Below are 23704 nucleotides of genomic sequence, written 5' to 3' on the forward strand. Positions count from 1 at the left end.
GCCCCAGGCTTTCTCAGTCTTATCTACAGGCCCCAATTCGCAATGAGGAATAGCATGAAGTCGCGCATCTGGCGTATGGCAGGTGTTGGTGTGTTGTGCGTGAGCGTCAGCGCGCAAGTGCTCGCCGATGAGCGAGATGAAAGACGTCCGCCGCAGTCGGGAGGCCCTTCGCAAGGGCAGCGCGAGCATGGCCACGAAGGGCGGGGAGAGAACAACCAGGGGCGCCCGGAGAACCTTCCCGAGCGTGGGCAACCTGCTCCGCAGCAGCGCCCGCAGAATGAAATCATCCGCGGCGACAACAGCCGGCAGTTCGAGCACAACGGCCAGAACCCGGGCGGGCAGTGGCAGAACCGTCCACCGCATGATCCCAATCAACAGGGCCGCCCGGCGCCGCAGCCACAACCTCAAGCGGCGCCGAATCTGCCGATCCAGAGCCGGCCCGACACTGTGCGCCAGACTCAGGAACCGCAGCGCGGCTACTACCAGGACATCCCCCGGCGCAACGACTACAACCAGCACTGGCAGGGCGGTGGGCCGCGTCCTGACTACGGCCGTCCCAACGATCAGCGTTGGCCAGGGCGTCCAGATGGCCATGGCAATGGCTGGGGCCCCGGGCCGCAGCACCGTCCGGGCTATGTGATCGACCGTTTCCCCGAACGCAACTATCGGGTGCCCTACCGTGGGCAGGACTATTTCTTCTCCGGTGGCTACTGGTATCGCCCCCAGGGGCCACGTTATGTCGTAGTGCGCCCGCCTTATGGCATCCGAGTGGGCTATTTGCCCGACTATGCGCGGGAAGTCTGGATCGGCAGCGCGCTGCTCTTCCTCGCCGCCGGGGCCTACTACAGCTATGAAGCCGACACCCAGCAATATGTGGTGGTCGAGCCGCCGGCAGGGGTGCCGGAGCCGGATCAGCAGCCGCAAGGCAATGGTTATGACGTGCTGGCCTACCCAATCAATGGCCAGTCGCCGCAACAGGTCGACCAGGACCGCTACGACTGCTACCGCTGGGCGGTGCAGCAGAGTGGTTTCGATCCGGCCAGCGCCACCTACCAACCGGCCCCTGAAGTGGTCCAGGCCTATCGTCAGGCCCAGGGCAACTGCCTGAGTTCGCGAGGCTATCAGGTGACTTACTGAGCCCTGGCCGCCTTGACCACTTCCTGCGGGTCGGCGTGCACCAGCACTTCGGCTTGCGGGTAAGTCTTCTGGATGGCCTCGGCGGCCTGGTCGCTGAGGCCATGGGCCACCAGCAGGCTGAGGTCACCGGGCAGTTCCAGGTGCAACTGGACAAACCAGTGACTGCCGGAGATCCGCGTACGCAAGTCATGGGCGCCCAGTACCCCCGGTACGCTGCAGGCCAGTTCCAGCATGTGCTGGCTGACCTCGACGGGCAGTTCTTCGTCCATCAGCACAGCGAAGCTTTCCCGGGCGATCTGGATCGCGCTCCAGAGGATGTAGACGGCGATCCCCAGGCCGAACCAGGCGTCCACCTGTTGCCAGCCAAACGCCGCCAGGGCCAGGGCCAGGAGGATGCTGCCGTTGAGCAGCAGGTCGGAACGGTAATGCAGCGAGTCGGCTCGTACGGCATTGGAACCGGTGGCGCGGATCACCCGGTGCTGCAGGATCAGCAGCGCCATGGTCAATACCAGTGACAGCACAATCACCCCGATGCTCAGCCAGGGCGCGCCCACCGGTTCGGGGTGTTGCAGGCGCTGGGCAGCCTGAAAGGCAATCAGCACCGCACTGCCGGCGATGAACAGGGCCTGGGCCATGCCCGCCAGGGACTCGGCCTTGCCGTGCCCATAACGGTGATCGTCATCCGCCGGGCGCAAGGCGTAATGCACCGCCAGCAGGTTGAGCAGCGAGGTGAAGCCGTCCAGTACCGAGTCGGTGAGCCCCGCCAGCATGCTCACCGAGCCGCTGAGCCACCAGGCAATGGCCTTGGTCACGATCAGGATGCTCGCCACCGTGACTGAGGCGCGGGTGGCCAGGCGTAGCAGGCGGGCGTGTTCCGGGCTTGCGATCATCGGTGGCGGGTTCCTTGGTTGATGGATCAGGCGGCGGGCTGCAGGCCATACAGGGCCAGCTGTTGCACGCTGCCTTTGTGCTGGATCAGGCGCGGGTCATCCAGGGGGAAGTGTCCTCCCAGCTCGCTTTCAAGAATCGCCTGCAGCTTGCGATTGTCGACTTTACCGTCGGCGCCTATGGCTTGCTGGAGTTTTTCCGGGGCGATCTGCGCGGTCTTGCCCGGCTCCAGGTAGATGGCCCCGGTGGCGAAGTCGACGCCAAAGGCGATCAGCCCGGGGATCACATAGAACAGCAGGCCCACGGCATCCAGCACCGCCACCACTGGATCGATCTTGCCGTCGATCTGGCCACGGCGGTCGGGGAAGAAGATCGAGCCGCAGGCGGTGAGCTGGGTCAGCAGGGTGGTGATCAGAACGGCGCCGATGACACGGTGGGGAATACGCATGGATATCTCCTGGCAAGCACGAAAGCAACGAGGGATGGAGCGGGGTGTTGAGTCTTGTCGATCAGCACTCAGACCATGATTAACCCCAGGCAGTTCGCCGTTATACTCGCGCCTCTGTTTTGGAGCCAGCATGAATTCTTTGCCAATTGATGAAGTTTTGCCTGCACTGCGTGCCGCCCTGGCCAGCCGCCATGAAGCGGTGCTCGAGGCTCCGCCCGGTGCCGGCAAGACCACCCGGGTGCCCCTGGCGTTGCTGGACCAGGACTGGCTGGCCGGGCAAACCATCCTCATGCTTGAGCCACGACGCCTGGCGGCCCGGGCCGCGGCCGAGCGCCTGGCCAGCGAGCTGGGGGAAAAGGTCGGGGAAACCGTGGGCTACCGCATCCGCCTGGACAGCAAGGTCGGCCCGCGCACCCGCATCGAGGTGGTCACCGAGGGCATTCTCACCCGGCGCCTGCAGGACGACCCGGCCCTGGAAGGCGTCGGCCTGCTGATCTTCGATGAGTTCCACGAGCGCAGCCTGGACGCCGACCTGGCCCTGGCCCTGAGCCTCAACGGTCGCGAGCTGTTCCGCGAGGAGCAGCCGCTGAAGATCCTGCTGATGTCGGCGACCCTGGAGGGCGAGCGCCTGTCGACCTTGCTCGGCGATGCGCCGATCCTGCGCAGCGAAGGGCGCATGTTCCCGGTGACCCAGCGTTGGGGGCGGCCGTTCCAGCCCGGTGAGTTCATCGAGCCGCGGGTGGTGCAGACTGTGCTCGAAGCCCTCAACGATGAAAGCGGCAGCCTGTTGGTGTTCCTGCCCGGCCAGGCGGAGATCCGCCGGGTGCATCAGCAATTGGCCGAAGCCTTGGGCGAGCGCAGCGAGGTCCTGCTCTGCCCGCTGCACGGCGAGCTGGACCTGGCCGCCCAGCGCGCCGCCATCGACCCGGCACCGGCGGGCCAGCGCAAGGTGGTGCTTGCCACCAACATTGCTGAAACCAGCCTGACCATCAATGGCGTGCGGGTGGTGGTGGACGCCGGGCTGGCCCGGGTACCGCGCTTCGACCCGGGCAGCGGCATGACCCGCCTCGACACCCAGCGCATTTCCCGCGCCAGCGCCACCCAGCGTGCAGGCCGTGCCGGGCGCCTGGAGCCCGGGGTCTGTTACCGCCTGTGGTCGGCAGACCAGCAAGAGCAACTGGCGGCCTATGCCAGTGCGGAAATCCTCCAGGCGGACCTGGCCGGCCTGGCCCTGCAACTGGCGCGCTGGGGCGTGACGCCGAACCAGCTGGCCTGGCTGGATGCACCGCCCAGCGCCGCCTATGCCCAGGCCCAGGACCTGCTGCTGCGCCTGGGAGCAATCAAGGATGACGGCAGCCTGAGCCAGCACGGCCAGGCCATGGCCGAGCTGCCGGCCCACCCGCGTATCGCCCATTTGCTGTTGCGCGGTCAGTCCCTGGGGCTGGCGTCCATGGCCTGCGATGTGGCGGCGCTGCTGGGGGAGCGAGATATCCTGCGCGGTGCCGGCGCCGATCTGCACAGCCGTCTGTTGCTGCTTTCGGGCGAGGAACGTGCGGCCCGCGGTGCCCAGGGTGGCGTGCAGCGGGCGCGGCAGCTGGCGCGCCAGTACCGGGGTTACCTGCGCGGGCCCGCCGAGAGTGCCGTGGCCGATCCCGAGCATCCGCGCTGGCTCGGAGCCTTGCTGGCCCTGGCCTATCCCGATCGAGTGGCCCAACAGCGCCGTCCCGGCGGCGCCGAGTATCGTCTGGCCAACGGCCGGGCGGCGCAGTTTGGCGAAGCCGACAATCTGATGAAGCAGCCCTGGCTGGTGATCGCCGACCTGGGCAGCCGCCAAGGCCAGCGTGAAGAACGCATCTATCTGGCAGCGGACCTTGACCCGGCACTGTTCGACAACGTGCTGGCCGAGCAGATGCGCCAGGTCGACCAACTGGACTGGGACGAGCGCGAAGGCGTGTTGCGTGCCGAGCGCCAGCGCAAGGTCGGCGAACTGGTGCTGGCTCGCGAACCCCTGACCGGCCTGGATGAATCGGCGCGCAGCCAGGCCCTGGTCAACCTGGTGCGGCGCAAGGGCCTGGAACTGCTGCCCTGGACCCCGGAGCTGCGCCAATGGCAGGCCAGGGTGGCGCTGTTGCGTCAGCTGGAGTGGGCGGACAAGGGTGAAAGCCAGTGGCCGGATGTCAGCGATACCGCCTTGCTCGCGGGCCTGGAGCAGTGGTTGCAGCCTTACCTGGGCAAGGTGTCGCGGCTCAGTCACTTTGCCAACCTGGAGCTGGCCGGGATCATCCACAACCTGCTGCCCTGGCCTCTGCCGCAACGCCTGGATGAACTGGCCCCGCATCACCTGAAGGTGCCCTCGGGCTCGTCGATTCGCCTGGACTACAGCGAGCAGCCGCCGATTCTCGCGGTACGCCTGCAAGAGCTGTTCGGCCTTGCAGACACCCCGCGCATCGCCGGCGGCCGCCAGGTGGTCAAGCTGCACCTGCTGTCCCCGGCGCGACGGCCGGTGCAAGTCACCCAGGACCTGGCGAACTTCTGGCGCAGCACCTACGCCGAAGTGAAGAAGGACCTCAAGGGGCGTTATCCCAAGCATTACTGGCCCGATGATCCGCTGATCGCCGAGGCCACCGCGCGGGCCAAACCGCGCAAGTAGGCACCGGCTGCGGGACTACAGGGCCGGCAGCAGGAAGCGCGCCAGCACCGGCAGATGGTCGGAAATGCGCAGGGTGTCGTCCTGGCGCACCCGCGATTCAACCCGTTTCAAGCGCGGGCTGTAGAACAGGAAGTCCACTGTGCGATCCGGGCCGTCCAGGCGCGGGTCGTTGGGGTAGTGGGTCAGCCAGCGGGCACGGTCGACACCGCTGGCCTGGGTGTTGCTGGGGATCATCGGGTACTTGTCCCAGAGCAGGTGCAAGGGGCTGTCGGCGTTGTAGGGCGCACGCTGCTGCTCGTCGAGGCGTTGGTATTGGCCCAGGGGCAGCAGGTTGAAATCCCCACCGATCAGCCAGGGCGTGCCCCGGCCCTCCAGCTTGTCCAGCACCTTGGCGATGGCCGCCAACTGCCGGGGCTGGGTGTCATCGGCATGTCGTGCGCGTTCCAGGTGGGTGTTCAGCACCGCCAATTGACCGCCGTCGCTTAGGCTCAGGTAGCTCAGCAGCAGGGCGTCCCTGGGCTGGAACTGGCGGCTGATGAAGTTGCTGGGAGCCAGCGGCAGTTGCAGGCGTTCGGCATGGTCGATGCGGTAGCGGCTCAGGGTCGCCAATTGCCGGCCGACACTGCCGAATATCTGCGGCGAAGGTACGAAATCGGCCTTCCAGTCGTAGGCCTGGGTGCTGCAGGGGTAGAGATCGGCGAGGCGCTCCTGCAGCAGCTTGAGCTGGTCCTGGTAGGCGCTGGCCTTGGCGCCCTTGTCCACTTCCTGCAACAGCACCAGGTCTGGTTGCTCATCGCGGATTACCCGGGCCACTTCGTCAAGGCTGAAGGCCATGTCCTCCAGGGTAGGGCTTTGATCTTCGCCCCGGGCCTGGTCGTTCCAGAACACATAGCGCTTGCCGGCCAGGTATTGCAGGTTCCAGGTCATCACCTTGAGCGCCTGGCCCGGTACCAGCGGCGCGGCCTGGGCAGTGCAACTGACGGCCAGGGTTTCCTTGGCCTCCGGGCGCCAGGTCAGGCTGTAGATCAGGCTGGCCAGCACCAGGCCGGTCAATAGCAGGCTCAACAGGGTGATGCGCAGTAGACGGGTCATCGGCTCGGCTTATGGCGTTGCAGGATGGCCGGAGCATAACCGAGTGTGCGGCCGTGACCCAAGGGGTAGAGCGGCCGCGGCGGGATCAGCGCTTGTCCGGCAGTTCGCTGATGAGCATGAACAGGCGGAACAGCACCACGCTGGTGAACAGTTGCAGGAAGCTGTAGGCGCTGTCGATGGCCAGGGACAGCAGCGGGTTGACCGGTTCGGGATAGACCGCCTCGCTGGCGCCCTTGAGCAACCAGAGCGGCGTCATCACCGCCAGGATGCACAGCAGGATGCGCAGGAAATGCCCACGGGTCAGGCGAAAGCTTTCGGTGATCGCCGCCAGTGGCGCCATGCCCCTGAGCACCAGCAGGTACTCGGCGAAGGCCAGCATCACCATCAGCCACAGCCCTGGAAGGAAATACAGCCTCAGCCCGCACAGGATCAGCAAGGTACTGATTGCCGTCAGCAGGGCGAAGCGCGGCCACAGGTTCAGGGCCATGGCCAGCAAGTCGCGGGTATGTGGCGTTTCTCCGCGGGTGCGGGCATCGAGGAACAGGATCAGCGCGCCGGTGTACAACGGATACACCAGCAGGCCGATGATCACGCTGTAGCCGGGGAAGATGTTGGCCCCCAGGGCACTGCGCACGCCTTGTTGCAGCAGCGCTTCGAGAATCACCAGGGGCAGGCACAGCTGGGCGATCCGGCCGAGATTGCGCTGGAAGAAGTACAGGGAGTCGCGGAGAACATCTAACGGATTCATTGATGGGATCGCAGGTCATCAAGCGGTTGCACACTGTAACCGATGCCGGTCCTTTCGGAGCAAACGTAAACCTTGGGTAAAGACCATTGAAAGTCGCCACGCCAGCCCCATAACTGGTGCGTACCGCAGCCCCGTATCGGGCCACGGACCAGATTTCTACCGGCAATCTAAAGAGGTCGCCATGAACAACCAAGAGCAAACCCTGATCGATGGACTGTTTTCCCGCTTGCAACAGGCCGAAACGGATCCAGCCCCGCGTGATGCCCAGGCCGAGGCGCGGATCAAGGAGCATCTGACCCGCCAGCCTGCGGCCGGGTATTTCATGACCCAGGCGATCCTGGTGCAGGAGGCTGCCCTCAAGAGCCTCAACGAACAGAACCAGCAACTGACCCAGCAGGTCCAGCAACTGCAGGCCGAACTGCAACAGGCCAGGTCCCAGAGCGCGCCCCCGGCGCCGTCCTCGAGTGGCGGTTTTCTCTCGAGCATCTTCGGTGGTTCCCGCGAAGCGCAACCGGCTGCGGCCCCCGCTCCCGCAGCGGCCCCGTCCAGCGGCGGTGGCTGGCGCGAACCGGCGCGTTCTTCCTTCGGCGCTGCGCCGCAGCAGAACTTTGGCGCCCCGCAGCAGAACTACGCACCCCAGCAGGCACCGGCCGCGGCCGGCAGCAGCTTCCTGGGTGGTGCCCTGAAAACCGCCGCCGGAGTGGCCGGCGGGGTGATGCTGGCACAGGGCATCAGCAGCCTGTTCCACAACAATCAGCAACCCCAGGAAGTGGTCGAAGTCATCAAGGAAGAGCCGGCACCGGCCAGCGACAACAGCGGCTGGGGCAATGACGAGCAGCGCTTTGCCAACAACGATTCCTGGGGCAGTAACGACCAGGGCGGCTTCAGCAACACCGACTACGACAACGACGACAGTTCGTTGTTTTCCGACGACGACTCCTACGTCTGACCTGCCGTCGGTCCGGGATGCACAGCCATCCCGGGCCGATAATTCGCGGAACAATCCTTGTGGCTGGCATACTGGGCGACTTTTCCGGACCCAAGGTCCGATCCAGCCCCCGCGTTGCTGCGCCATGAGGATTAGCGGTGAAGAAAATCGCTGTGTTCGCCGATGTCCAGAACCTCTACTACACGGTCCGCCAGGCTTATGGTTGTCACTTCAACTACGCGGCGCTGTGGGCGGATATCAGCCGGCAGGGGCAGATAGTCGAGGCCTATGCCTATGCCATCGATCGCGGCGACAGCAAGCAGCAGCAGTTCCAGCAGATCCTGCGCAACCTGGGCTTCACGGTGAAGCTCAAGCCCTATATCCAGCGCAGCGACGGTTCGGCCAAGGGCGACTGGGACGTGGGCATCACCCTCGACATCATGGACGCCGCCGATCATGTCGACGAAGTGGTGCTGGCTTCCGGTGACGGTGATTTCGACCTGCTGCTCGAACGCATCATCCACAAGCATGGGGTCACCGCCGTGGCCTACGGCGTGCCGGGGCTGACCGCCAATTCGCTGATTCGCGCGGCCACCCGCTATGTGCCGATCGAAGGCGCCTTGCTGCTTAAAAACTGATCAATTTTCATACGGAGCAGGACAGGTTTGGAACGCATTGCCGTCATCGACTTTGAAACCACCGGGATTACCCCGAGCAGCAGTTGCCGGGCCACGGAAATCGCCGTGGTGATCCTTGAGCGGGGGCGCATCGTCGAGCGTTACCAGAGCCTGATGAACGCCGGGGTGCGGGTACCGGCCTTTATCGAACAGCTCACCGGCATCAGTAACGCCATGCTGCGCAGCGCGCCGTCGGCCGAGCAGGTGATGAACGAGGTCAACGACTTCGTCGGCACCACGCCCTTGCTGGCGCACAACGCGGCTTTCGACCAGAAATTCTGGGATTTCGAACTGGGTCGGATCAAGCGTACCCGCCTGCAGAATTTCGCTTGCTCCCTGTTGCTGGCCAGGCGCTTGATGCCGGCAGCGCCGAACCACAAGCTGGGCACCCTGACCGCGTTCGCCGGCCTGCCCCACACCGGCCAGGCGCACCGGGCCATGGCCGATGCGGAAATGGCCGCCAACCTGCTGGCCCACCTGGCTGATGACCTGCGCCACCGGCATGGCGTGCGCGAGTTGTCCCATGACTTTTTGTGCAAATTGCAGAAAGTCCCTGCGGCGAAGATTGCCGAACACCTCAAGCGCCAACGCGCAGGCTGAAGCCCGCTATTTAGCGTTGCTTTCCAATTGCTCCAGGGGCACCCGTCGCTCCAGGGCGCTGGAAAGCACGATGGAGGTCTTGCTCGAACCGTAGCGGGCCACGCGGTTGATCAGCGCTTCCAGTTCCGGCATTGAACCTACCGCCGCCTGCATGACCACGCAGGCGTCCCCGGTGACCCGGTGGCATTCGGTGAGCTGGGGGATCTTGATCAGTTCGTCGTAGTGCTTCTGGCTGCCCTGTTGCGTCAGGCGCAATTCGATCACGCACTGGATCGGCAGCCCGATCTTGCTCAGGTCGACTTTGGCCTGGTAGCCGCTGATCACTCCGCTGGCCTCCAGCTTGGCCACGCGCTCGGCCACCGCCGGTGCCGAGAGGTTGACCTTGCGCGCTAGCTCGGCGTAACTCGCCCGACCATTTTCCAGCAGGCTGGCCAGGAGCATGCGGTCATATTTGTCCATGGACGGCTTCCCAAGGCATGTCTTTCGAAAACACGGTATATAGCCCTGAACTCCATGTTTTGGAAAGTGTACTGCCCATATAAACAGGTTTTGTAGCTTAAGTTCCGTTGGTCGGCTTTTTAGAATGGTCGTCCCCCTGCCTGCTTCCGAGCTGCCTCCCATGCCTGGCCAAAGTCGTTTTCCCTTGCCGTTGATCGCTGCCTTTTTCGCCCTGTACGTGATCTGGGGTTCGACCTACCTGGTGATCCGCATCGGCGTCGAGTACTGGCCGCCGCTGATGCTTGGCGGGGTGCGTTTCATTATCGCCGGGAGCCTGATGTACGCCTTCCTGCGCTGGCGCGGGGTACCGGCGCCCACCTGGGCGCAATGGAAGGCCGCGGGTGCCATCGGCGTGTTGTTGCTGAGCTGTGGCAACGGCGCGGTGACCCTGGCCGAGCACTCCGGGGTGACCTCCGGGGTGGCGGCGCTGGCGGTGGCCACGGTGCCTCTGTTCACCTTGCTCTGCGGCTATTTCTGGGGCGCGCGCAACACTCGCCTGGAGTGGGCCGGTATCGTGCTGGGGATGATCGGTATCGGCATGCTCAACCTGGGCTCCAACCTGCAGTCGAGCCCGACGGGCGCCGCCTTGCTGTTGTTCGCCGCCGCGGCCTGGGCATTCGGCTCAGTCTGGAGCAAGCATCTGCCCCTGCCCCAGGGCGCCATGGCCAGTGCCGCAGAGATGTTGGTGGGCGGTGTGGTGCTGATGCTGGGCAGCGTCTTGAGCGGTGAACACCTGGAGGCCATGCCGCCTCTGGAAGGCTGGCTGGCCCTGGCCTACCTGGCGGGTTTTGGTTCGATCATCGCCTTCAACGCCTACATGTACCTGCTCAAGCACGTGCGCCCGGCAGCGGCCACCAGCTATGCCTATGTCAATCCGGCGGTGGCGGTGCTGCTGGGCATCGTGTTTGTCGGCGAGACCATCGGTATCGAGGAGGCCCTGGCAATGCTGGTGATCATCAGCGCCGTGGTGCTGATCGGCTTGCCCCAGTGGCGCAAGCCCAAAGCCGCCCCTCGGCAGGAAGTGGCCTGATCAGCTTTCAGGTGGCTGGCCTGCCAGGCGCTGATCGAGAAAACCACCGATCAGCTCAGCCATCTGCTGGTGAAGCTGCTGGCGATCACCGGCGGCGCCATCCCCGCAGATAATCTCGTCTCCGGGCTCTTCCTTCTTCAGCAGCGCCACGGCGCCTGGCTTGCACAGCTGCATGAAGCTGAAGTGGGTGGCCTCGGCCAGCACCTTGAAGCTTGAGCGGGCGGGCGCCAGGTTGGCACTGATATAACCCGACTCCAGCTCCACCGGCATATCGGCGTTGTCTACCCCGGCCGCCAGGACCAGGGCCGGGGTTTTCACGGCCGACAGGCTCTCGGGGACAAAGCCACGGGCCATCCCCAGGTCCAGCAACACCACCGCCTTGACTCGCGGGTCGCCCAGGTCCGCTCCCAGGGGGCCTTGGTTGTCCTGGGTAATGCCCAGTTCTGGACCCAGGCCGCACAAGCGCGGGTTGGGGTGCTTCTGGCATTCCTCGAGAAACAGCTGCGGGCTGTAGCGGGCACCGGCCAGTGCGGTGACTGTCCAGCCGCCGAGGGAGTGGCCGATGGCGGCGATACGTTGCGGGTCGACGCTACCGGCCAGGGTACTGTCCTTGAGCAGCGTGTCGATGACCCGGCGCAAATCCTTGGGACGCTCCCAGAGCTTGGCCGCTTCTGCCGGGCGCTGGTCGAAGGAGGTGGTGCCCGGATGGTCGGGGGCCGCGACTATATAGCCCTGGGCGACCAAGGCCGGTGCCAGCCAGCTGAGGTTGCGCCAGTTGCCGCGATAGCCATGGGACAGAACCACCAAGGGATGTGCGGTTTGGCTCGGGGCTGCATCCTTGACGGCTTGCACCCCCTGGAAAACCGGGTTCTCGGCCCAGGTCTGCAGTGGCGCGGTGGCGTTGGTGGGGTACCAGAGGGCGACATGCAGGGGGCGCTGATTGCTGGCGTCCGCCACTGTGGTTTCACGAAAGCCGACGAGGTCGGTGGCATGGGCCTGGGGCAGGCACAGGGAGACTGAAAGGCCCGCTAGCATCCATGCGGACAGGGCAATCTTGCGCATTGAAAACTCCATAGGCAAAGCATCGGTGTGCTGCCGGTGCGCGCCCAGTGAGGGGTGTGCAGCGATCGACGGCAGTGATTTGGCGACGATTGAGGGACAATCGCCGCCAAACCTTTTACCTGAACTGAACGGCAAGGTGTGAGCGGATTCTGTTGCTAGCGCTCAGCCTCTTGCCTCAGTTGCAGGCACCGGCGTCGCGCCAGACCTTGCCGGAGTAGTCCGGGCCGGTGGTGCTCGGATTACCCGGCTCATTGTTACGGGTCCACCAGCGGGCGATGTAGAAGCGACCCAGGTGGCTGACCTTGTCGTTGGCCCAGTAAGTACCTTGCGGGCTCCAGGGGCCCTGGCAGCCGGCCGGGGTTTGTACTTGTTCGGCCGCGACCGTCACGCTGTGCTCACGGCTGACGCTGTGTTTGCCATTGTTCAGGGTGAGGGTGAAGCGGTAGCTGACTTGTTTCTCGTTTTTAGGGGCGACGAAGGTCAGTTTCGCTCCCGAGGCCTGGAAGGCGACCTGGGGCGTCACGCTCCATTGGTAGCTCAGCGGCAGGCTGGCTGGATCGCTGGAGGCTGAAGCATCCAGAGTGACCGAGGTGCCGGCCTTGGCCCGAGTGGCGCCGCTGATCTGGGCGATCGGTGGCAGCGTCACCGGCGGTTGTTCTTCGGTCGGCTTGTAGCCCTTGACCTTGAGCAGGTGCTCCCGGGTCACGCTGTGGTGACCGTTGCTCAGGGTCAGGGTGACGCGATAGTCCTGATCCTGTTCATGCATGCCCGGTACCAGTGACAGGGTATGTCCCAAGGGTTTTGCCACTAAGTTCGTGGAGGAAGGGGTTACGCTCCACTGGTAAGTCAACGGCAGGTTGCCAGGGTCGCTGGACTTCGAGGCGTCGAGGAGTATGGGTTTGCCACTGAGTGTCTCGCTGACCCCTTTAAGGTCGATGACGGGCGGTTTGACCGCCGGCGTAGTTTCCGCCTGGACCTTGACCTGATGCTCACGGGTCACTGTCTGTTTGCCGTTGCTCAGGGTCAGGGTGAAGCGGTAGAGGGTGTCTTCCCGCAACTTGGGGGCCGTGAAGCTGATGCGCGCGCCGTCGAAGTGGAAGTCCAGCTTGGGCGAAGCTTCCCAGCTGTAGCTCAAGGCATGGCCCTGAGGGTCGCTGGAGGCGGACGCGTCCAGCACGATCTGCTCACCGGCTTCGGCCTGGGTCTTGCCGCTGATTTGCACCACGGGCGGCTTGGTGGCTTCCACTGGCTTGAGGGCGGTGGCCTTGAGTTGGTTGTCGGCGCTGAACTGGCCATCGGCGAGCAGGGTCCAGGCGCCGCTTGGGCTGTCGCTGCCGTACACCTGGTAGCCCTTGATATTGCCACTCTGACCGGCGTCCTGGCGGGGCAGGTAGTGCAACTGCGAGAAGCGGCTGTTGGCCCCCAGGTCGATGACCAGTTCATGGGGATAACGGGCACCGGGGGCCGAGCTCCAGTAGGAGGCCGGGTTGCCGTCGAGGGCACGGGTGCCTTCGGCCATGGCGCTGCTGCTGGAGATGACCTTCCAGCTGTTGCGCGGCAGCTCCTGGCCCTTGGCGTCGGCCAGCAGCAGTTCGGCGATGCTGGCGTTGTCCTTGCCATCCACAGAGGAGGTGGCCACCAGCTTCAGGTAGCGGCCCTGTGCGCTGTCCTGGGTCCGGCCGTAGGCGTGGCCTTCCAGTACCAGGTCCTGGGTGGGGTTGTGGTTGGTTCCTATGGCCATGTACCAGCGGCCGGGCTGCGGGTTATCGACCCCCAGGGACACGTTGTAGTGACGTACCGAGCGGTAGTCGTAGCTGGAACTGGTGGGCTGGCTACCGCGCTTGAGCAGCAACTGGACCTCGCCGTTATCTTCGGTCCGTTCGCCGTCCACCACGGTAAAGACCAGGCGTTGGGTGCCTTCGGGCACATCCAATGGGTAGTACTGAGTCTGGTTCTTGGACAGGGTGACCCTCTGTTCGAGGATCGAGCTAGCCTGCTCGCCTTCGAGGGGAACCACGCTGGGGCTGTAGGCCGACATCCGCGGGGCGTTTTCGCGCCACATCCGAGCCATGTTTGCGGTCCTGGCATCGCCCAGTGGAGCGCCCAGGTTGTCCTTGAGATCCGGGTTGGAGAAGTAGGCCACATCGTTGCCGCAGAGGATGGTACCGACCCGGCCATTGTTGTAGCCGAAGCGGTAACCGTTGCCATCGTAGCAGTGACCGCCGCCTATGTTGTGGCCCAGTTCATGACGGAAAACGGTCGACGATTGGATGCGGTTGACGGTGTAGCGCCCAGGAGCGTAAGCCCAGCCGACACCGGTATCCACCTTGGGGTCGCCGATAAAGAAACCTGCCACTACGTCCGGGCTGTATTTGCGCATTCCTTCGGCGTAAGCGTCGCTCATGTAGCCCAAGCTGGGTCCGACAATCGGGTAGTCCTTGGCCAGCACCTGGGTACCGACCAGGCGGATGCGCACACCCTGAACCCGGGATTGCTTGAGCGCGCGGTTGACTGCGGCCACCTGGGCCAGGGCATAGGCCTCGTGGTCACCCGCCCAGTCGGCGGACTTCTGCGAGAAACCGGCCAGCAGGTCGATCACGGTTTCACCCTGGGCATTGCGGCTGCTCTGGAAGCTGCGTTGGCCGCTGCGGGTCTCTTGCTGGCCCGGCTGCTCGCTGGCGTCACCTTGCACATAGTCGATGCTGCTCGGTGCGAAGGACGGCTTGTCGTCCAGGCGAATCAGCGCCTGCTCGCCATTGGCCTGGCCACGAATCATCGCCTTGGCATCGGGCAACAGGGCGAGAAAGCTGCCGTCGGGGCGCGCTGCGAGGAAGATTTCACCCGGCGGGGCCAGGCTGCGGGCCCGGCCTTCCAATTGCCCGGTCAGAACCCGCAAGTCCTTGAAGCTATCCTCCGGCCGCGGGATCAGCTGGCGAATGCGCATGCCGGTTTCCTGTAGCAGTTGGTCGGTCCCGGCTTCGCTGGCGCTGCGCTGCATCGGGTTGGCCTGCAGTGCCTGAACATTGATGAAGTGGCCCTTGATCAGGGTTTGATCCTGCTCGTGCGGTACCGGCAGCGGCGCCTCGTTGGCCAGGGCCATGCCCCCCATGGGCAGGAGTACGGCGGTGCCCAGGCTGGCCATCCAAAGGCGGGTGGCATGGGACAGGGCGTTCAATCTGAAGCTCGACATAACCATTCCTGGCAAAGTCTCGGCGCGGCGCAAAACCTGGCGAACAGGACCGCAAAAGTGTCCGCGCTGAGGGTGTGGATAAGGAGTTGTGCCGGCGCCGGGGATCATAGGCAGGGCCAGGGTCGCCGTATATCGAACGGGGGGCATTTCGTACCCGTCCTAGGGGCGTGCGGGGGTGTTTTTCCACGGGCATGGGGGCGATGGCTGGCGGCGCGGGGCCCGGAGCAACCTGGGAAAATTCAGGTAAACTGCCGCCCATTGCGTCCCTGTGCTGACTTTTTCCTACGGTACCCCCATGACATTCGCCACTCTTGGCCTGATCGAACCCTTGCTGCGCGCCCTTGAAACCCTGGGCTATCAGACCCCGACCCCGGTACAGGCCCAGGCCATTCCGGCGGTGCTGGCCGGTCGCGACCTGATGGCCGCCGCCCAGACCGGCACCGGCAAAACCGCCGGTTTCGCCTTGCCGCTGCTGCAATTGCTGACCATGGAAGGGCCGAAAGTCGAGAGCAACTCGGTGCGCGCGCTGATTCTGGTGCCGACCCGCGAGCTGGCGGAACAGGTGCATGAAAGCGTGCGTCAGTACGCCGAGCACTTGCCGCTGCGCACCTACGCGGTGTACGGCGGGGTCAGCATCAACCCGCAGATGATGAAGCTGCGCAAGGGCATCGACCTGCTGGTGGCCACCCCGGGCCGGCTGCTCGACCTGCACCGGCAGAACGCGGTGAAGTTCAGCCAGTTGCAGACCCTGGTGCTGGACGAAGCTGACCGCATGCTCGACTTAGGGTTCGCCGAAGAGCTCAAGAGCCTGTATGCCGCGCTGCCGAAAAAGCGCCAGACCCTGCTGTTCTCCGCGACCTTCTCCGACGCCATTCGCCTGCTGGCCGGGCAGATGCTCAAGGACCCGCTGAGCATCGAGGTCAGCCCGCGCAATGTGGCCGCCAACACGGTCAAGCAATGGCTGGTGACGGTGGACAAGAAACGCAAGCCGGAACTGTTCAGCCACCTGCTGCGCAAGAACCGCTGGAAGCAGGTGCTGGTGTTCGCCAAGACCCGCAATGGGGTGGACGCCCTGGTGGAAAAACTCCAGGGCCAGGGGGTGAACGCCGACGGCATCCACGGCGACAAGCCCCAGGCCACGCGCCAGCGCGCCCTGGACCGGTTCAAGGCCAGTGAGATCCAGATCCTGGTGGCCACCGATGTGGCCGCCCGCGGCCTGGATATCGAGGACCTGCCGCTGGTGGTCAACTTCGACCTGCCGATCGTCGCCGAGGATTACATCCACCGCATCGGTCGCACCGGGCGTGCCGGGGCCACGGGGGAGGCGGTGTCGCTGGTCTGTGCCGACGAGGTCAACCTGCTGTCGGCCATCGAAACCCTGACCCGCCAGACCCTCAAGCGCCTTGAAGAGCCCGACTTCGAGCCCGAGCACCGAGTGCCGGATACCGATGCCAGCGGCCAGGTGATCAAGAAGCCGAAGAAGCCCAAGAAACCCAAGGCTGGTGGCGGCGCCAAGCGCAACCTGGGGCGCTGGGTGGACAGCGGTGAAGTGGCCGCGGAGCCCAGCGTGAAGCCGGTGCGCAAGGTCCCGGCGTTCAATACCGGGCCGCGCAAGCGCAAGCCCTAAGAGCAGCGGCAAGCTTTAAGCGGCAAGCGGCAAGAAAGCTTTAAACGGCGAGCTGCAAGCGAGAACTTGCTTGTCTTGCAGCTAGAGGCTTGCCGCTTGCCGCTGCTCCGTGAGCCACTGCAACATTCCCCGCCCCGCGCGGCGTCCGCTGGCGAAGCAGGCGGTCAGCAGGTAACCGCCAGTGGGGGCTTCCCAGTCGAGCATTTCCCCGGCGCAGAACACCCCCGGCAAATCCTCGAGCATCAGGCTCTGGTCCAGGGCCTCGAAGGCCACGCCGCCGGCGCTGCTGATGGCTTCGTCCAGTGGGCGGGGTTTGACCAGGGTCAGGGGCAGGGCCTTGATCGCCATTGCCAGCAGTGTCGGATCATTGAAGGTGGCAGCCGGGGTCAGTTCCCGCAGCAACGCTGCCTTCACCCCTTCCAGCCCCAATTGACTGTGCAGGTGCTTGGCCATCGAGCGTGAGCCCCGGGGTTTTTCCAGGGCGGCGCGGACCTTGTCCAGGGGCTTGCTTGGCAGCAGGTCGATATGCACCGTCGCTTGCCCCTGGCGGTTGATGGTTTCGCGGATGGGGGCCGACAGGGCGTAGATCAGGCTACCCTCGATGCCGCTAGCGGTGATCACGCATTCGCCCAGGCGCGGTTGGTCGTGGTCAAGGCCGATGGCCACGTTCTTCAGGGGCGCTCCGGCGAACTTGCTGCGCAAAAGCTCGCTCCAGGCACTCACCTCGAAACCGCAGTTGCTCGGTTGCAGCGGGGCGATGCGGACCCCGCGCTGCTCTAGCAGCGGCAGCCAGGCGCCGTCGGACCCCAGCCGGGCCCAGCTGCCGCCGCCCAGGGCCAGCAGCAGCGCATCGGCCTGCACTGCCCGCTCTCCCTCGGGATGCTGGAGGCGCAGGCTGCCATCGGCATTCCACCCGAGCCAGCGGTGCCGGGTGTGGATAACTACCCCGGCATCGCGCAGGCGCTTGAGCCAGGCACGCAGCAGCGGCGCGGCCTTCATGTCGGTGGGAAATACCCGTCCCGAGCTGCCGACAAAGGTCTGGATGCCCAGGCCGTGAATCCACTGGCACAACGCCTCGGCGCCGAACTCGCGCAGCAGCGGGGCAATCTGCGGCGCGCGCTCGGCGTAGCGTGAGAGAAATGCCGGATAAGCCTCGGAGTGGGTGATGTTCATGCCGCCCACCCCGGCCAGGAGGAACTTGCGCCCCACCGAGGGCATGGCGTCGTACAGCTCGACCCGAACCCCGGCCTGGCTCAGCACTTCGGCGGCCATCAGGCCGGCGGGGCCGCCACCAACAATGGCAACGCTGTGGGAGACGGGGGCAGGGGATTGAGTCATGACAAAAAGAGGGACCGGGGAATGGGTTGCGCATTCTACCCGAGGTGCAGCGGCTGGCGCTGATCAGAAACTGATCGCTTGGCTGCAGGCCTTGCCGCACCTGGGCTGTAGCGGGTTTTGCGCAGCTTATCCACAGGTGGTTCCCCAGGGATTGGGGGTAAGGCTGGGGTGGCTGTTCAAAAAACGAACGATTGTCTGTGGGCCTTGTTGGGAAAGGGCTGCAGCGGGTTTTACGCAGCTTATCCACAGGCGGTTCCCCAAGGATTGGGGGTAAGGCGATCACGGCTCTGTGAAACCTTGATGACAGACACTGGCCGCTGGAACCTCTAGTGGGCTAATTGCCTTGGGTGAGAGAGAGGCGCTTCGAGCCCGCCAGCCCAATGGTCGCCGTTGCGCCAGCTGCTCAAAAAACAGACAGGCGGACAGGCGCCTTGCCTGGCTTGGCGTGCAGGAGGTTTTGCCCAGGTTATCCACAGGTGGCTCCCCAGGGAATGGGGGTAATGCCGAGGGCCTTTGTTGCGGGCGCAGGCGGCCTGGTCAAAAACTGATCGCTTGGCCGTAGACCATGCAATACAAGGGCTGCAGCGACTTTCACGCAGCTTATCCACAGGCGGTTCCACAGTCGGTGTGGGTAAGCCGCCCAGGTTTCAATGACAACCTGATGACGTCCAAACCCGTTGCGCACTGTGGTGCAGGATGCCGTGGCGCCGGGCCAGGGCCTGGCGGTCCTTGCTGTAGCCGCCGCCAATCACTCCCACCACCGGGATATCCCGCCCCAGGCAATGGCGCATCACCCGTTCGTCACGCTCGGCCAGGCCGGCATCGGTGAGCTTCAAGTAGCCCAGGGCATCGTCCCGGTGCACATCGACCCCGGCGTCGTAGAGCACCAGGTCTGGTCGATACAGGGGCAACAGGTAGTTCAGCGTATCGTCCACCACGCTCAGGTATTCGGCGTCGCCCATGCCCATCGGCAGGGGAATGTCCCAGTCGCTCTGGGCCTTGCGCGCGGGGAAGTTCTTCTCGCAGTGCAGGGAAACGGTCACCGCATCGGGGGTGTTGTGCAGGATTCGCGCAGTGCCATCGCCTTGGTGCACGTCGCAGTCGAAAATCAGCACCCGCCCCACGCGGCCGCTGGCCAGCAGGTAATGGCTGATCACCGCCAGGTCGTTGAAGATGCAGAACCCTGCCGGGTAGTCGTAGTGGGCGTGATGGGTGCCGCCGGCCAGGTGGCAGGCCAGGCCATGTTCCAGGGCCTGTTCGGCGGCCAGCAGCGAGCCGCCTACCGCGCGCACCGTGCGCCGGGCCAGGGCTTCGCTCCAGGGCAGGCCCAGGCGCCGCTGGTCTTCGCAGGACAGCTCGCCACTCATGTAGCGCTCGATATAGCCGGGGTCGTGAGCCAGGGCCAGGACGTCCGCCGGGCACAGTTGCGGGCGCAGCAGGTCGGCGTCGCGGGTCAGGCCGCTGGTCACCAGGTGGTCACGCAGCAGGCGGAACTTGTCCATGGGGAAGCGGTGGTCGGCCGGAAAGTCGGGGCTGTAGTCGTCGTGATAGATCAGTGGCAATGGCATGGCATTTTCTTAGATGAACCCGCGAATGATCCTACCAGCGATGTAGACTTGCACCCACGGAAACGGAGAGCACCGATGGAGCCGATACTGCAACTCGAAAGCGCGCGCCTGTTGCTGCGCCAGTGGCGCGACGATGATTTGCCGGCATTTGCGGCGATGTGTGCCGACCCACAAGTGATGCGCTACTTTCCAGCCCCTTTGAGCCGCCTGGAAAGCGCGGCGCTGATCGGCCGGGTGCGCGGGCATTTTGCCGAGCATGGCTTCGGCGCCTGGGCCCTGGAGCGCAAGGACAACGGCGCCTTCATCGGTTTTACCGGCCTGGGCGTGGTGGGCTTCGAAGCCGCTTTTACCCCGGCGGTGGAAATCGCCTGGCGCCTGGCTCGCGAGCACTGGGGCCTGGGCTATGCCAGCGAGGCGGCCTGGACCGTGTTGCGCTGCGCTTTTGACCGGCTGAGCCTGGAGCAGGTGGTGGCCTTTACCACCCGTAGCAACCTGCCGTCGCAGAAGGTGATGCAGGCCATCGGCATGCAGCACAGCGTCGAGGACGATTTCCTGCACCCGAACCTGGCCAGCGATCACCCGCTGCGCGAGCATGTGCTGTATCGCATCGACCGCGAACAATGGTTGGAAACCTTGCATGGATAGCAGGCGCGTACCCTCAGCCGGTGCCGCCAAGGTGCTTGACCCGATTGATATCACCGCCGTAGCCGAGATTGCGCGGTTTTGCCCTGTGTGAGGAGAGTTTGAATGAGTCATGTGTTGGATGACCTGGTGGATCTGCTGACCCTGGAAGCCATCGAGGAAAACCTGTTTCGCGGGCGCAGCCAGGACCTCGGCTTTCGCCAGCTGTTTGGCGGCCAGGTGCTGGGCCAGTCTTTGTCCGCCGCCAGCCAGACGGTAGAGGAAGCGCGGCATGTGCATTCCATGCACGGCTACTTCCTGCGTCCGGGCGATGCGGCGTTGCCGGTGGTCTACCAGGTTGACCGGGTGCGCGATGGCGGCAGTTTCAGCACCCGGCGGGTGACGGCGATCCAGAAGGGCAACCCGATCTTCACCTGCAGCGCCTCGTTCCAGTACGACGAACAGGGCTTCGAGCACCAGGACACTATGCCCCAGGTGGTGGGGCCGGAAAACCTGCCCTCGGAGCTGGAACTCACCACCCAGCGTGCGCACCTGATCCCCGAGCACATGCGCGAGAAGCTGCTGTGCCCCAAGCCCATCGAAGTGCGCCCGGTGACCGAGAAAGACCCCTACAACCCGCAGCCGATGGACCCGGTGAAATACGTCTGGTTCCGCGCCGACGGCACCCTGGCCGACAGCCCGGCGCTGCACAAATACCTGCTGGCCTACGCCTCGGACTTCGGCCTGCTGACCACCTCGATGCTGCCCCACGGCAAGTCGGTGTGGCAGAAGGATATGCAGGTCGCCAGCCTCGACCACGCCCTGTGGTTCCATGCCGACCTGCGCGCCGATGACTGGTTGCTGTACGCCATGGACAGCCCCTGGGCCGGCAATTCCCGGGGTTTCTCCCGGGGCAGCGTGTTCAACCGTGCCGGCCAGCTGGTAGCCTCGGTGACTCAAGAGGGGTTGATCCGTCACCGCAAGGATTGGGCATGAATCTTTCACAGATACACCACTGGGTATTCGACATGGACGGTACCCTGACCGTCGCCGTGCATGATTTCGCGGCGATCCGCCAGGCCCTGTCGATTCCCCCCGAAGACGATATCCTCACCCACCTGGCCGCCTTGCCTGCGGCCGAATCGGCGGCCAAGCACGCCTGGCTGCTGGAGCACGAGCGCGACCTGGCCCTGGGTTCGCGCCCGGCACCGGGGGCGGTGGAGCTGGTGCGCGAGTTGGCCGGTCGCGGTTATCGCCTGGGCATCCTGACCCGCAATGCCCGCGAGCTGGCCCACGTGACCCTGGAGGCCATCGGCCTGGCGGACTGCTTTGCCAAAGACGATGTACTGGGGCGCGACGAGGCGCCGCCCAAGCCCCATCCCGGCGGTTTGCTGAAGCTGGCCGAGGCCTGGGATATCTCGCCGTCACGCATGGTCATGGTCGGCGACTACCGCTTCGACCTGGACTGCGGCCGTGCAGCGGGTACCCGCACGGTGCTGGTGAACCTACCGGACAATCCCTGGCCGCAACTGACCGACTGGCATGCGCGAGACTGCGCCCAGTTGCGCGAGTTGCTGTTGGCTTGAAGGCTTTCGCTGGCAAGCGCAACGCCGCCCGGCCAGCTCCTACCGAAACAATGCCGCCTGCCCCTCGGGCGAGGTGAACATGCGGTCGCCGTTATGCCCGACCCCGGGTACTTCCACCAGGCGTTGCGGCAAGCCTTGGGGGTGGCGCCGCTTGAGGTAGTCGAAGTAGTTGTGCCCGCGAATCAGCCGGTAGGCGCCCTGGGCCTGCGCCGCGCAGCTCTTGTCCAGGGCCGGGTGGTTGGGGTCGATGTCCTGCTGGCCGAGCAGGTAGGTGATGTCCCGCGTCACGTAAGCCTGTTCCAGCTGTGCCGGGGACTGGCCGGCGGCATAGGCCGGTAGCCGGTCCAGGCCGTATTTCCAGTCGTTGAAGCCCGGGCAGTCGCCGAGGTTCGTTTGCAGCGGACGCCATGAATCGAAATAGGCATAGGACGAGGGGTTGGCGATCACGTAGCGCAGGCTGATGCCGGCCTGTTGCAGTTCGGCATGGGGCCCGCTGCTCAGGGCATAGCGCTGCACCACCTGGGCGCCGCCGGAGTGACCGGCAATCACCACGTCCTTGAGTGCGGGAAACAGCCTGCGGTCCGCCAGGTGCTGGAGGATGGCATCCAGCGCCGCGTAGGAGCTGATGGCATCTGGGCCGGCAGCGGGTTCGCCGGCCATCCAGGCATTGCCTTGCCAGCGCAGTAGGGCGTCCGGCAGATGATGGCGGGCAATATCGCTCTGGTTGAGAAACTGCGGGGCAATCACCAGGGGCGCGGCGCTTTTTCCCGCCTGTTCGGCGGCGCTTTCACCACTGTGCAGGTAGGTTTGGGCATTGCGCAGCCGACCGTGGACGATGATCAGCGCCCGCTGCACCCCAGGCAGGGGCTGGCGCCAGTCTTGGCTCAGGCCCAGGGCCAGTTGGCCACTGGCGAGGGGCAGGCGCTGCGGGCTGATGACCTTGACCCCATGCTCCGCAGCCTGGGCGCCCAGGCTGACCAGGCACAGCAACAGCGCCAGCAACTGGCGCATCTACAGGCTCTTGGCGGCGAAGGTGTCGCACTGGCCGACCTGGCCCTGGCTGAAGCCGGTCTTGAACCAGCGCACCCGCTGCGCCGAGGTGCCATGGGTGAAGGAGTCCGGCACCACACGGCCCTGGCCTTGCTGTTGCAAGCGATCGTCGCCGATGGCATTGGCGGCGTTCAGGGCTTCTTCCACATCCCCAGGCTCCAGCCAGTTCAGGCGCTTTTGCGCGTGGAAGGCCCAGACGCCGGCCAGGCAGTCGGCCTGCAGTTCCTGACGCACCAGCAGGCCGCCGTCGCCTTCCATCCGTTGCCCTTGCTGGCGCGCGGCCTGGATTTTCGCCGAGACGCCCAGCAGGGTCTGCACGTGATGCCCCACCTCATGGGCAATCACGTAGGCCTGGGCAAAGTCCCCGGCAGCGGCAAAGCGCTGAGCCATTTCCCGGAAGAAATCCATGTCCAGGTACACCTGGCGGTCAGCGGGGCAGTAGAAGGGCCCGCTGGCGGAAGTGGCGGCGCCACAGGCGGAATTTACCCGGCCACTGAACAGGATCAGCTTCGGCGCCTGATACTGGCGGCCGGCCTGCTGGAAGATCTGGCCCCAGGTGTCTTCGGTATCGCCGAGGATGGCGCGGACGAATTCCGCCTGTTCGTCATTGGCCGCTGGCGCCTTGCGCGGTTGGGTGTTGGCCGGTGCCGACACCTGGCCGCCGCCCTGGCCGAGCAGCTGCCCGAGGATCTGCAGCGGGTCCTGGCCGGTGGCCCAGCCGATGCCGACAATCAGCACGATGGCGGTCAGGCTCAGGCCCTTGCCACCCCCGAAACGCAGGCCGCCGCCACCACCGCCGGCATCGTTGTCACCGCGTAGATCCTCGACGTTGTCGCTGCGCCGGCCTTTTTTCCAAAGCATGGGGAAGTCCTCGTTTTTACTGCTGGCAAGTGTTGCTGGTGGCCTGGTGCGGCGCCAGCCCGGTCGTCAGGGATTTTTGCCCACGCTACCATGGCCCGGTGCCGG

General features: G+C 65.1%; 21 protein-coding genes. 10 read left to right on the plus strand and 11 right to left on the minus strand.

Translation table 11 applies throughout. The annotated features are described in order from the left end of the window. The first annotated feature begins 54 nt into the window (after positions 1 to 54). Positions 55 to 1137, plus strand: a complete 1083-nt coding sequence (locus tag J4P02_RS16830) for a DUF6515 family protein (protein ID WP_426192210.1) — start codon at positions 55 to 57, stop codon at positions 1135 to 1137. Here J4P02_RS16830 and J4P02_RS16835 read toward each other — a convergent pair. Together J4P02_RS16835 and J4P02_RS16840 are read right to left on the minus strand one after the other, a co-directional pair. After that, positions 1131 to 2027, minus strand: a complete 897-nt coding sequence (locus J4P02_RS16835; RefSeq protein ID WP_426192212.1) for a cation diffusion facilitator family transporter — start codon at positions 2025 to 2027, stop codon at positions 1131 to 1133. The two genes, J4P02_RS16830 and J4P02_RS16835, sit on opposite strands and share 7 nt — an antisense overlap. Before the next feature lie 26 nt (positions 2028 to 2053). Further along, complete coding sequence (locus J4P02_RS16840; RefSeq protein WP_426192214.1) at positions 2054 to 2473, minus strand: polyribonucleotide nucleotidyltransferase; 420 nt, start codon at positions 2471 to 2473, stop codon at positions 2054 to 2056. A gap of 130 nt (positions 2474 to 2603) precedes the next feature. On the opposite strand from J4P02_RS16840, the gene hrpB reads away from it, so the two are divergent. Next, positions 2604 to 5123 carry an ATP-dependent helicase HrpB gene (hrpB, locus tag J4P02_RS16845; RefSeq protein ID WP_426192216.1) on the plus strand — a complete coding sequence of 840 codons (2520 nt, stop codon included), beginning with the start codon at positions 2604 to 2606 and terminating at the stop codon, positions 5121 to 5123. Between the two features lie 15 nt (positions 5124 to 5138). On the opposite strand, the gene J4P02_RS16850 is transcribed toward hrpB, so the two are convergent. Further along, positions 5139 to 6215, minus strand: a complete 1077-nt coding sequence (locus J4P02_RS16850; RefSeq protein ID WP_426192218.1) for an endonuclease/exonuclease/phosphatase family protein — start codon at positions 6213 to 6215, stop codon at positions 5139 to 5141. Between the two features lie 85 nt (positions 6216 to 6300). Beyond that, positions 6301 to 6963: a YciC family protein gene (locus J4P02_RS16855; protein ID WP_426192220.1), complete on the minus strand. Its 663-nt coding sequence runs from the start codon at positions 6961 to 6963 to the stop codon at positions 6301 to 6303. Between the two features lie 181 nt (positions 6964 to 7144). Between J4P02_RS16855 and J4P02_RS16860 the strand changes: the two genes are divergently transcribed. The 3 genes from J4P02_RS16860 (at position 7145) to J4P02_RS16870 (ending at position 9168) form a co-directional block, all read left to right on the plus strand. After that, entirely contained in the window at positions 7145 to 7912 is a 768-nt protein-coding gene (locus J4P02_RS16860) for a DUF2076 domain-containing protein (RefSeq protein WP_426192222.1), read from the plus strand. Between the two features lie 137 nt (positions 7913 to 8049). Further along, on the plus strand, positions 8050 to 8529 hold the full coding sequence (locus J4P02_RS16865; RefSeq protein WP_426192224.1) for an NYN domain-containing protein: 480 nt from the start codon (positions 8050 to 8052) through the stop codon (positions 8527 to 8529). 27 nt (positions 8530 to 8556) lie between these two features. Beyond that, positions 8557 to 9168 (plus strand): 3'-5' exonuclease, encoded by a 612-nt coding sequence (locus J4P02_RS16870; protein ID WP_426192226.1) that lies wholly within the window; start codon positions 8557 to 8559, stop codon positions 9166 to 9168. A gap of 6 nt (positions 9169 to 9174) precedes the next feature. On the opposite strand, the gene J4P02_RS16875 is transcribed toward J4P02_RS16870, so the two are convergent. Further along, entirely contained in the window at positions 9175 to 9627 is a 453-nt protein-coding gene (locus J4P02_RS16875) for an Lrp/AsnC family transcriptional regulator (protein WP_426192228.1), read from the minus strand. Between the two features lie 160 nt (positions 9628 to 9787). On the opposite strand from J4P02_RS16875, the gene yedA reads away from it, so the two are divergent. Next, positions 9788 to 10696, plus strand: coding sequence for a drug/metabolite exporter YedA (gene yedA, locus J4P02_RS16880; RefSeq protein WP_426192230.1), 909 nt, complete (start codon positions 9788 to 9790; stop codon positions 10694 to 10696). Here the strand turns inward: yedA and J4P02_RS16885 are convergent, their stop codons facing one another. Next, complete coding sequence (locus J4P02_RS16885) at positions 10697 to 11758, minus strand: alpha/beta hydrolase family protein (protein WP_426192232.1); 1062 nt, start codon at positions 11756 to 11758, stop codon at positions 10697 to 10699. A gap of 175 nt (positions 11759 to 11933) precedes the next feature. Next, positions 11934 to 14948: a discoidin domain-containing protein gene (locus J4P02_RS16890; RefSeq protein ID WP_426192234.1), complete on the minus strand. Its 3015-nt coding sequence runs from the start codon at positions 14946 to 14948 to the stop codon at positions 11934 to 11936. 295 nt (positions 14949 to 15243) lie between these two features. Here J4P02_RS16890 and J4P02_RS16895 point away from each other — a divergent pair, with 295 nt between their 5' ends. Then, positions 15244 to 16575: a DEAD/DEAH box helicase gene (locus J4P02_RS16895; RefSeq protein ID WP_426192236.1), complete on the plus strand. Its 1332-nt coding sequence runs from the start codon at positions 15244 to 15246 to the stop codon at positions 16573 to 16575. 81 nt (positions 16576 to 16656) lie between these two features. Here J4P02_RS16895 and J4P02_RS16900 read toward each other — a convergent pair whose 3' ends face one another. Next, the gene (locus tag J4P02_RS16900; protein ID WP_426192238.1) at positions 16657 to 17913 is read right to left on the minus strand and encodes a TIGR03862 family flavoprotein; all 1257 of its coding nucleotides are present in this window, start codon (positions 17911 to 17913) and stop codon (positions 16657 to 16659) included. Positions 17914 to 18560: 647 nt separating this feature from the next. Next, positions 18561 to 19481 carry a histone deacetylase family protein gene (locus tag J4P02_RS16905; RefSeq protein ID WP_426192240.1) on the minus strand — a complete coding sequence of 307 codons (921 nt, stop codon included), beginning with the start codon at positions 19479 to 19481 and terminating at the stop codon, positions 18561 to 18563. Between the two features lie 75 nt (positions 19482 to 19556). On the opposite strand from J4P02_RS16905, the gene J4P02_RS16910 reads away from it, so the two are divergent. The 3 genes from J4P02_RS16910 (at position 19557) to J4P02_RS16920 (ending at position 21688) form a co-directional block, all read left to right on the plus strand. Beyond that, a complete protein-coding gene (locus tag J4P02_RS16910) occupies positions 19557 to 20126 on the plus strand; it encodes a GNAT family N-acetyltransferase (RefSeq protein WP_426192242.1) in 570 nt (189 codons plus the stop codon). Positions 20127 to 20228: 102 nt separating this feature from the next. Then, positions 20229 to 21098, plus strand: coding sequence for an acyl-CoA thioesterase II (tesB, locus tag J4P02_RS16915; protein WP_426192244.1), 870 nt, complete (start codon positions 20229 to 20231; stop codon positions 21096 to 21098). Continuing rightward, a complete protein-coding gene (locus tag J4P02_RS16920; protein ID WP_426192246.1) occupies positions 21095 to 21688 on the plus strand; it encodes an HAD family hydrolase in 594 nt (197 codons plus the stop codon). Before tesB ends, J4P02_RS16920 begins: the two co-directional genes overlap by 4 nt. Positions 21689 to 21727: 39 nt before the next feature. On the opposite strand, the gene J4P02_RS16925 is transcribed toward J4P02_RS16920, so the two are convergent. Then, positions 21728 to 22699, minus strand: coding sequence for an alpha/beta hydrolase (locus J4P02_RS16925; RefSeq protein ID WP_426192248.1), 972 nt, complete (start codon positions 22697 to 22699; stop codon positions 21728 to 21730). After that, the gene (gene ypfJ, locus J4P02_RS16930; RefSeq protein ID WP_426192250.1) at positions 22700 to 23599 is read right to left on the minus strand and encodes a KPN_02809 family neutral zinc metallopeptidase; all 900 of its coding nucleotides are present in this window, start codon (positions 23597 to 23599) and stop codon (positions 22700 to 22702) included. Positions 23600 to 23704: the final 105 nt, after the last annotated feature.

Source organism: Pseudomonas sp. NFXW11, assembly GCF_049887815.1.
Taxonomy (GTDB): domain Bacteria; phylum Pseudomonadota; class Gammaproteobacteria; order Pseudomonadales; family Pseudomonadaceae; genus Aquipseudomonas.

What these genes read in the sequence shown, in the direction of transcription:
- J4P02_RS16885 (WP_426192232.1), bottom strand. Translation starts at nt 11,758, where the DNA reads ATGCGCAAGATTGCCCTGTCCGCATGGATGCTAGCGGGCCTTTCAGTC.
- yedA (WP_426192230.1), top strand. Translation starts at nt 9,788, where the DNA reads ATGCCTGGCCAAAGTCGTTTTCCCTTGCCGTTGATCGCTGCCTTTTTC.
- J4P02_RS16900 (WP_426192238.1), bottom strand. Translation starts at nt 17,913, where the DNA reads ATGACTCAATCCCCTGCCCCCGTCTCCCACAGCGTTGCCATTGTTGGT.
- hrpB (WP_426192216.1), top strand. Translation starts at nt 2,604, where the DNA reads ATGAATTCTTTGCCAATTGATGAAGTTTTGCCTGCACTGCGTGCCGCC.
- J4P02_RS16905 (WP_426192240.1), bottom strand. Translation starts at nt 19,481, where the DNA reads ATGCCATTGCCACTGATCTATCACGACGACTACAGCCCCGACTTTCCG.
- J4P02_RS16875 (WP_426192228.1), bottom strand. Translation starts at nt 9,627, where the DNA reads ATGGACAAATATGACCGCATGCTCCTGGCCAGCCTGCTGGAAAATGGT.
- J4P02_RS16840 (WP_426192214.1), bottom strand. Translation starts at nt 2,473, where the DNA reads ATGCGTATTCCCCACCGTGTCATCGGCGCCGTTCTGATCACCACCCTG.
- J4P02_RS16910 (WP_426192242.1), top strand. Translation starts at nt 19,557, where the DNA reads ATGGAGCCGATACTGCAACTCGAAAGCGCGCGCCTGTTGCTGCGCCAG.
- J4P02_RS16920 (WP_426192246.1), top strand. Translation starts at nt 21,095, where the DNA reads ATGAATCTTTCACAGATACACCACTGGGTATTCGACATGGACGGTACC.
- J4P02_RS16850 (WP_426192218.1), bottom strand. Translation starts at nt 6,215, where the DNA reads ATGACCCGTCTACTGCGCATCACCCTGTTGAGCCTGCTATTGACCGGC.
- J4P02_RS16860 (WP_426192222.1), top strand. Translation starts at nt 7,145, where the DNA reads ATGAACAACCAAGAGCAAACCCTGATCGATGGACTGTTTTCCCGCTTG.
- J4P02_RS16925 (WP_426192248.1), bottom strand. Translation starts at nt 22,699, where the DNA reads ATGCGCCAGTTGCTGGCGCTGTTGCTGTGCCTGGTCAGCCTGGGCGCC.
- ypfJ (WP_426192250.1), bottom strand. Translation starts at nt 23,599, where the DNA reads ATGCTTTGGAAAAAAGGCCGGCGCAGCGACAACGTCGAGGATCTACGC.
- J4P02_RS16830 (WP_426192210.1), top strand. Translation starts at nt 55, where the DNA reads ATGAAGTCGCGCATCTGGCGTATGGCAGGTGTTGGTGTGTTGTGCGTG.
- J4P02_RS16895 (WP_426192236.1), top strand. Translation starts at nt 15,244, where the DNA reads ATGACATTCGCCACTCTTGGCCTGATCGAACCCTTGCTGCGCGCCCTT.
- J4P02_RS16835 (WP_426192212.1), bottom strand. Translation starts at nt 2,027, where the DNA reads ATGATCGCAAGCCCGGAACACGCCCGCCTGCTACGCCTGGCCACCCGC.
- J4P02_RS16890 (WP_426192234.1), bottom strand. Translation starts at nt 14,948, where the DNA reads ATGTCGAGCTTCAGATTGAACGCCCTGTCCCATGCCACCCGCCTTTGG.
- J4P02_RS16855 (WP_426192220.1), bottom strand. Translation starts at nt 6,963, where the DNA reads ATGAATCCGTTAGATGTTCTCCGCGACTCCCTGTACTTCTTCCAGCGC.
- tesB (WP_426192244.1), top strand. Translation starts at nt 20,229, where the DNA reads ATGAGTCATGTGTTGGATGACCTGGTGGATCTGCTGACCCTGGAAGCC.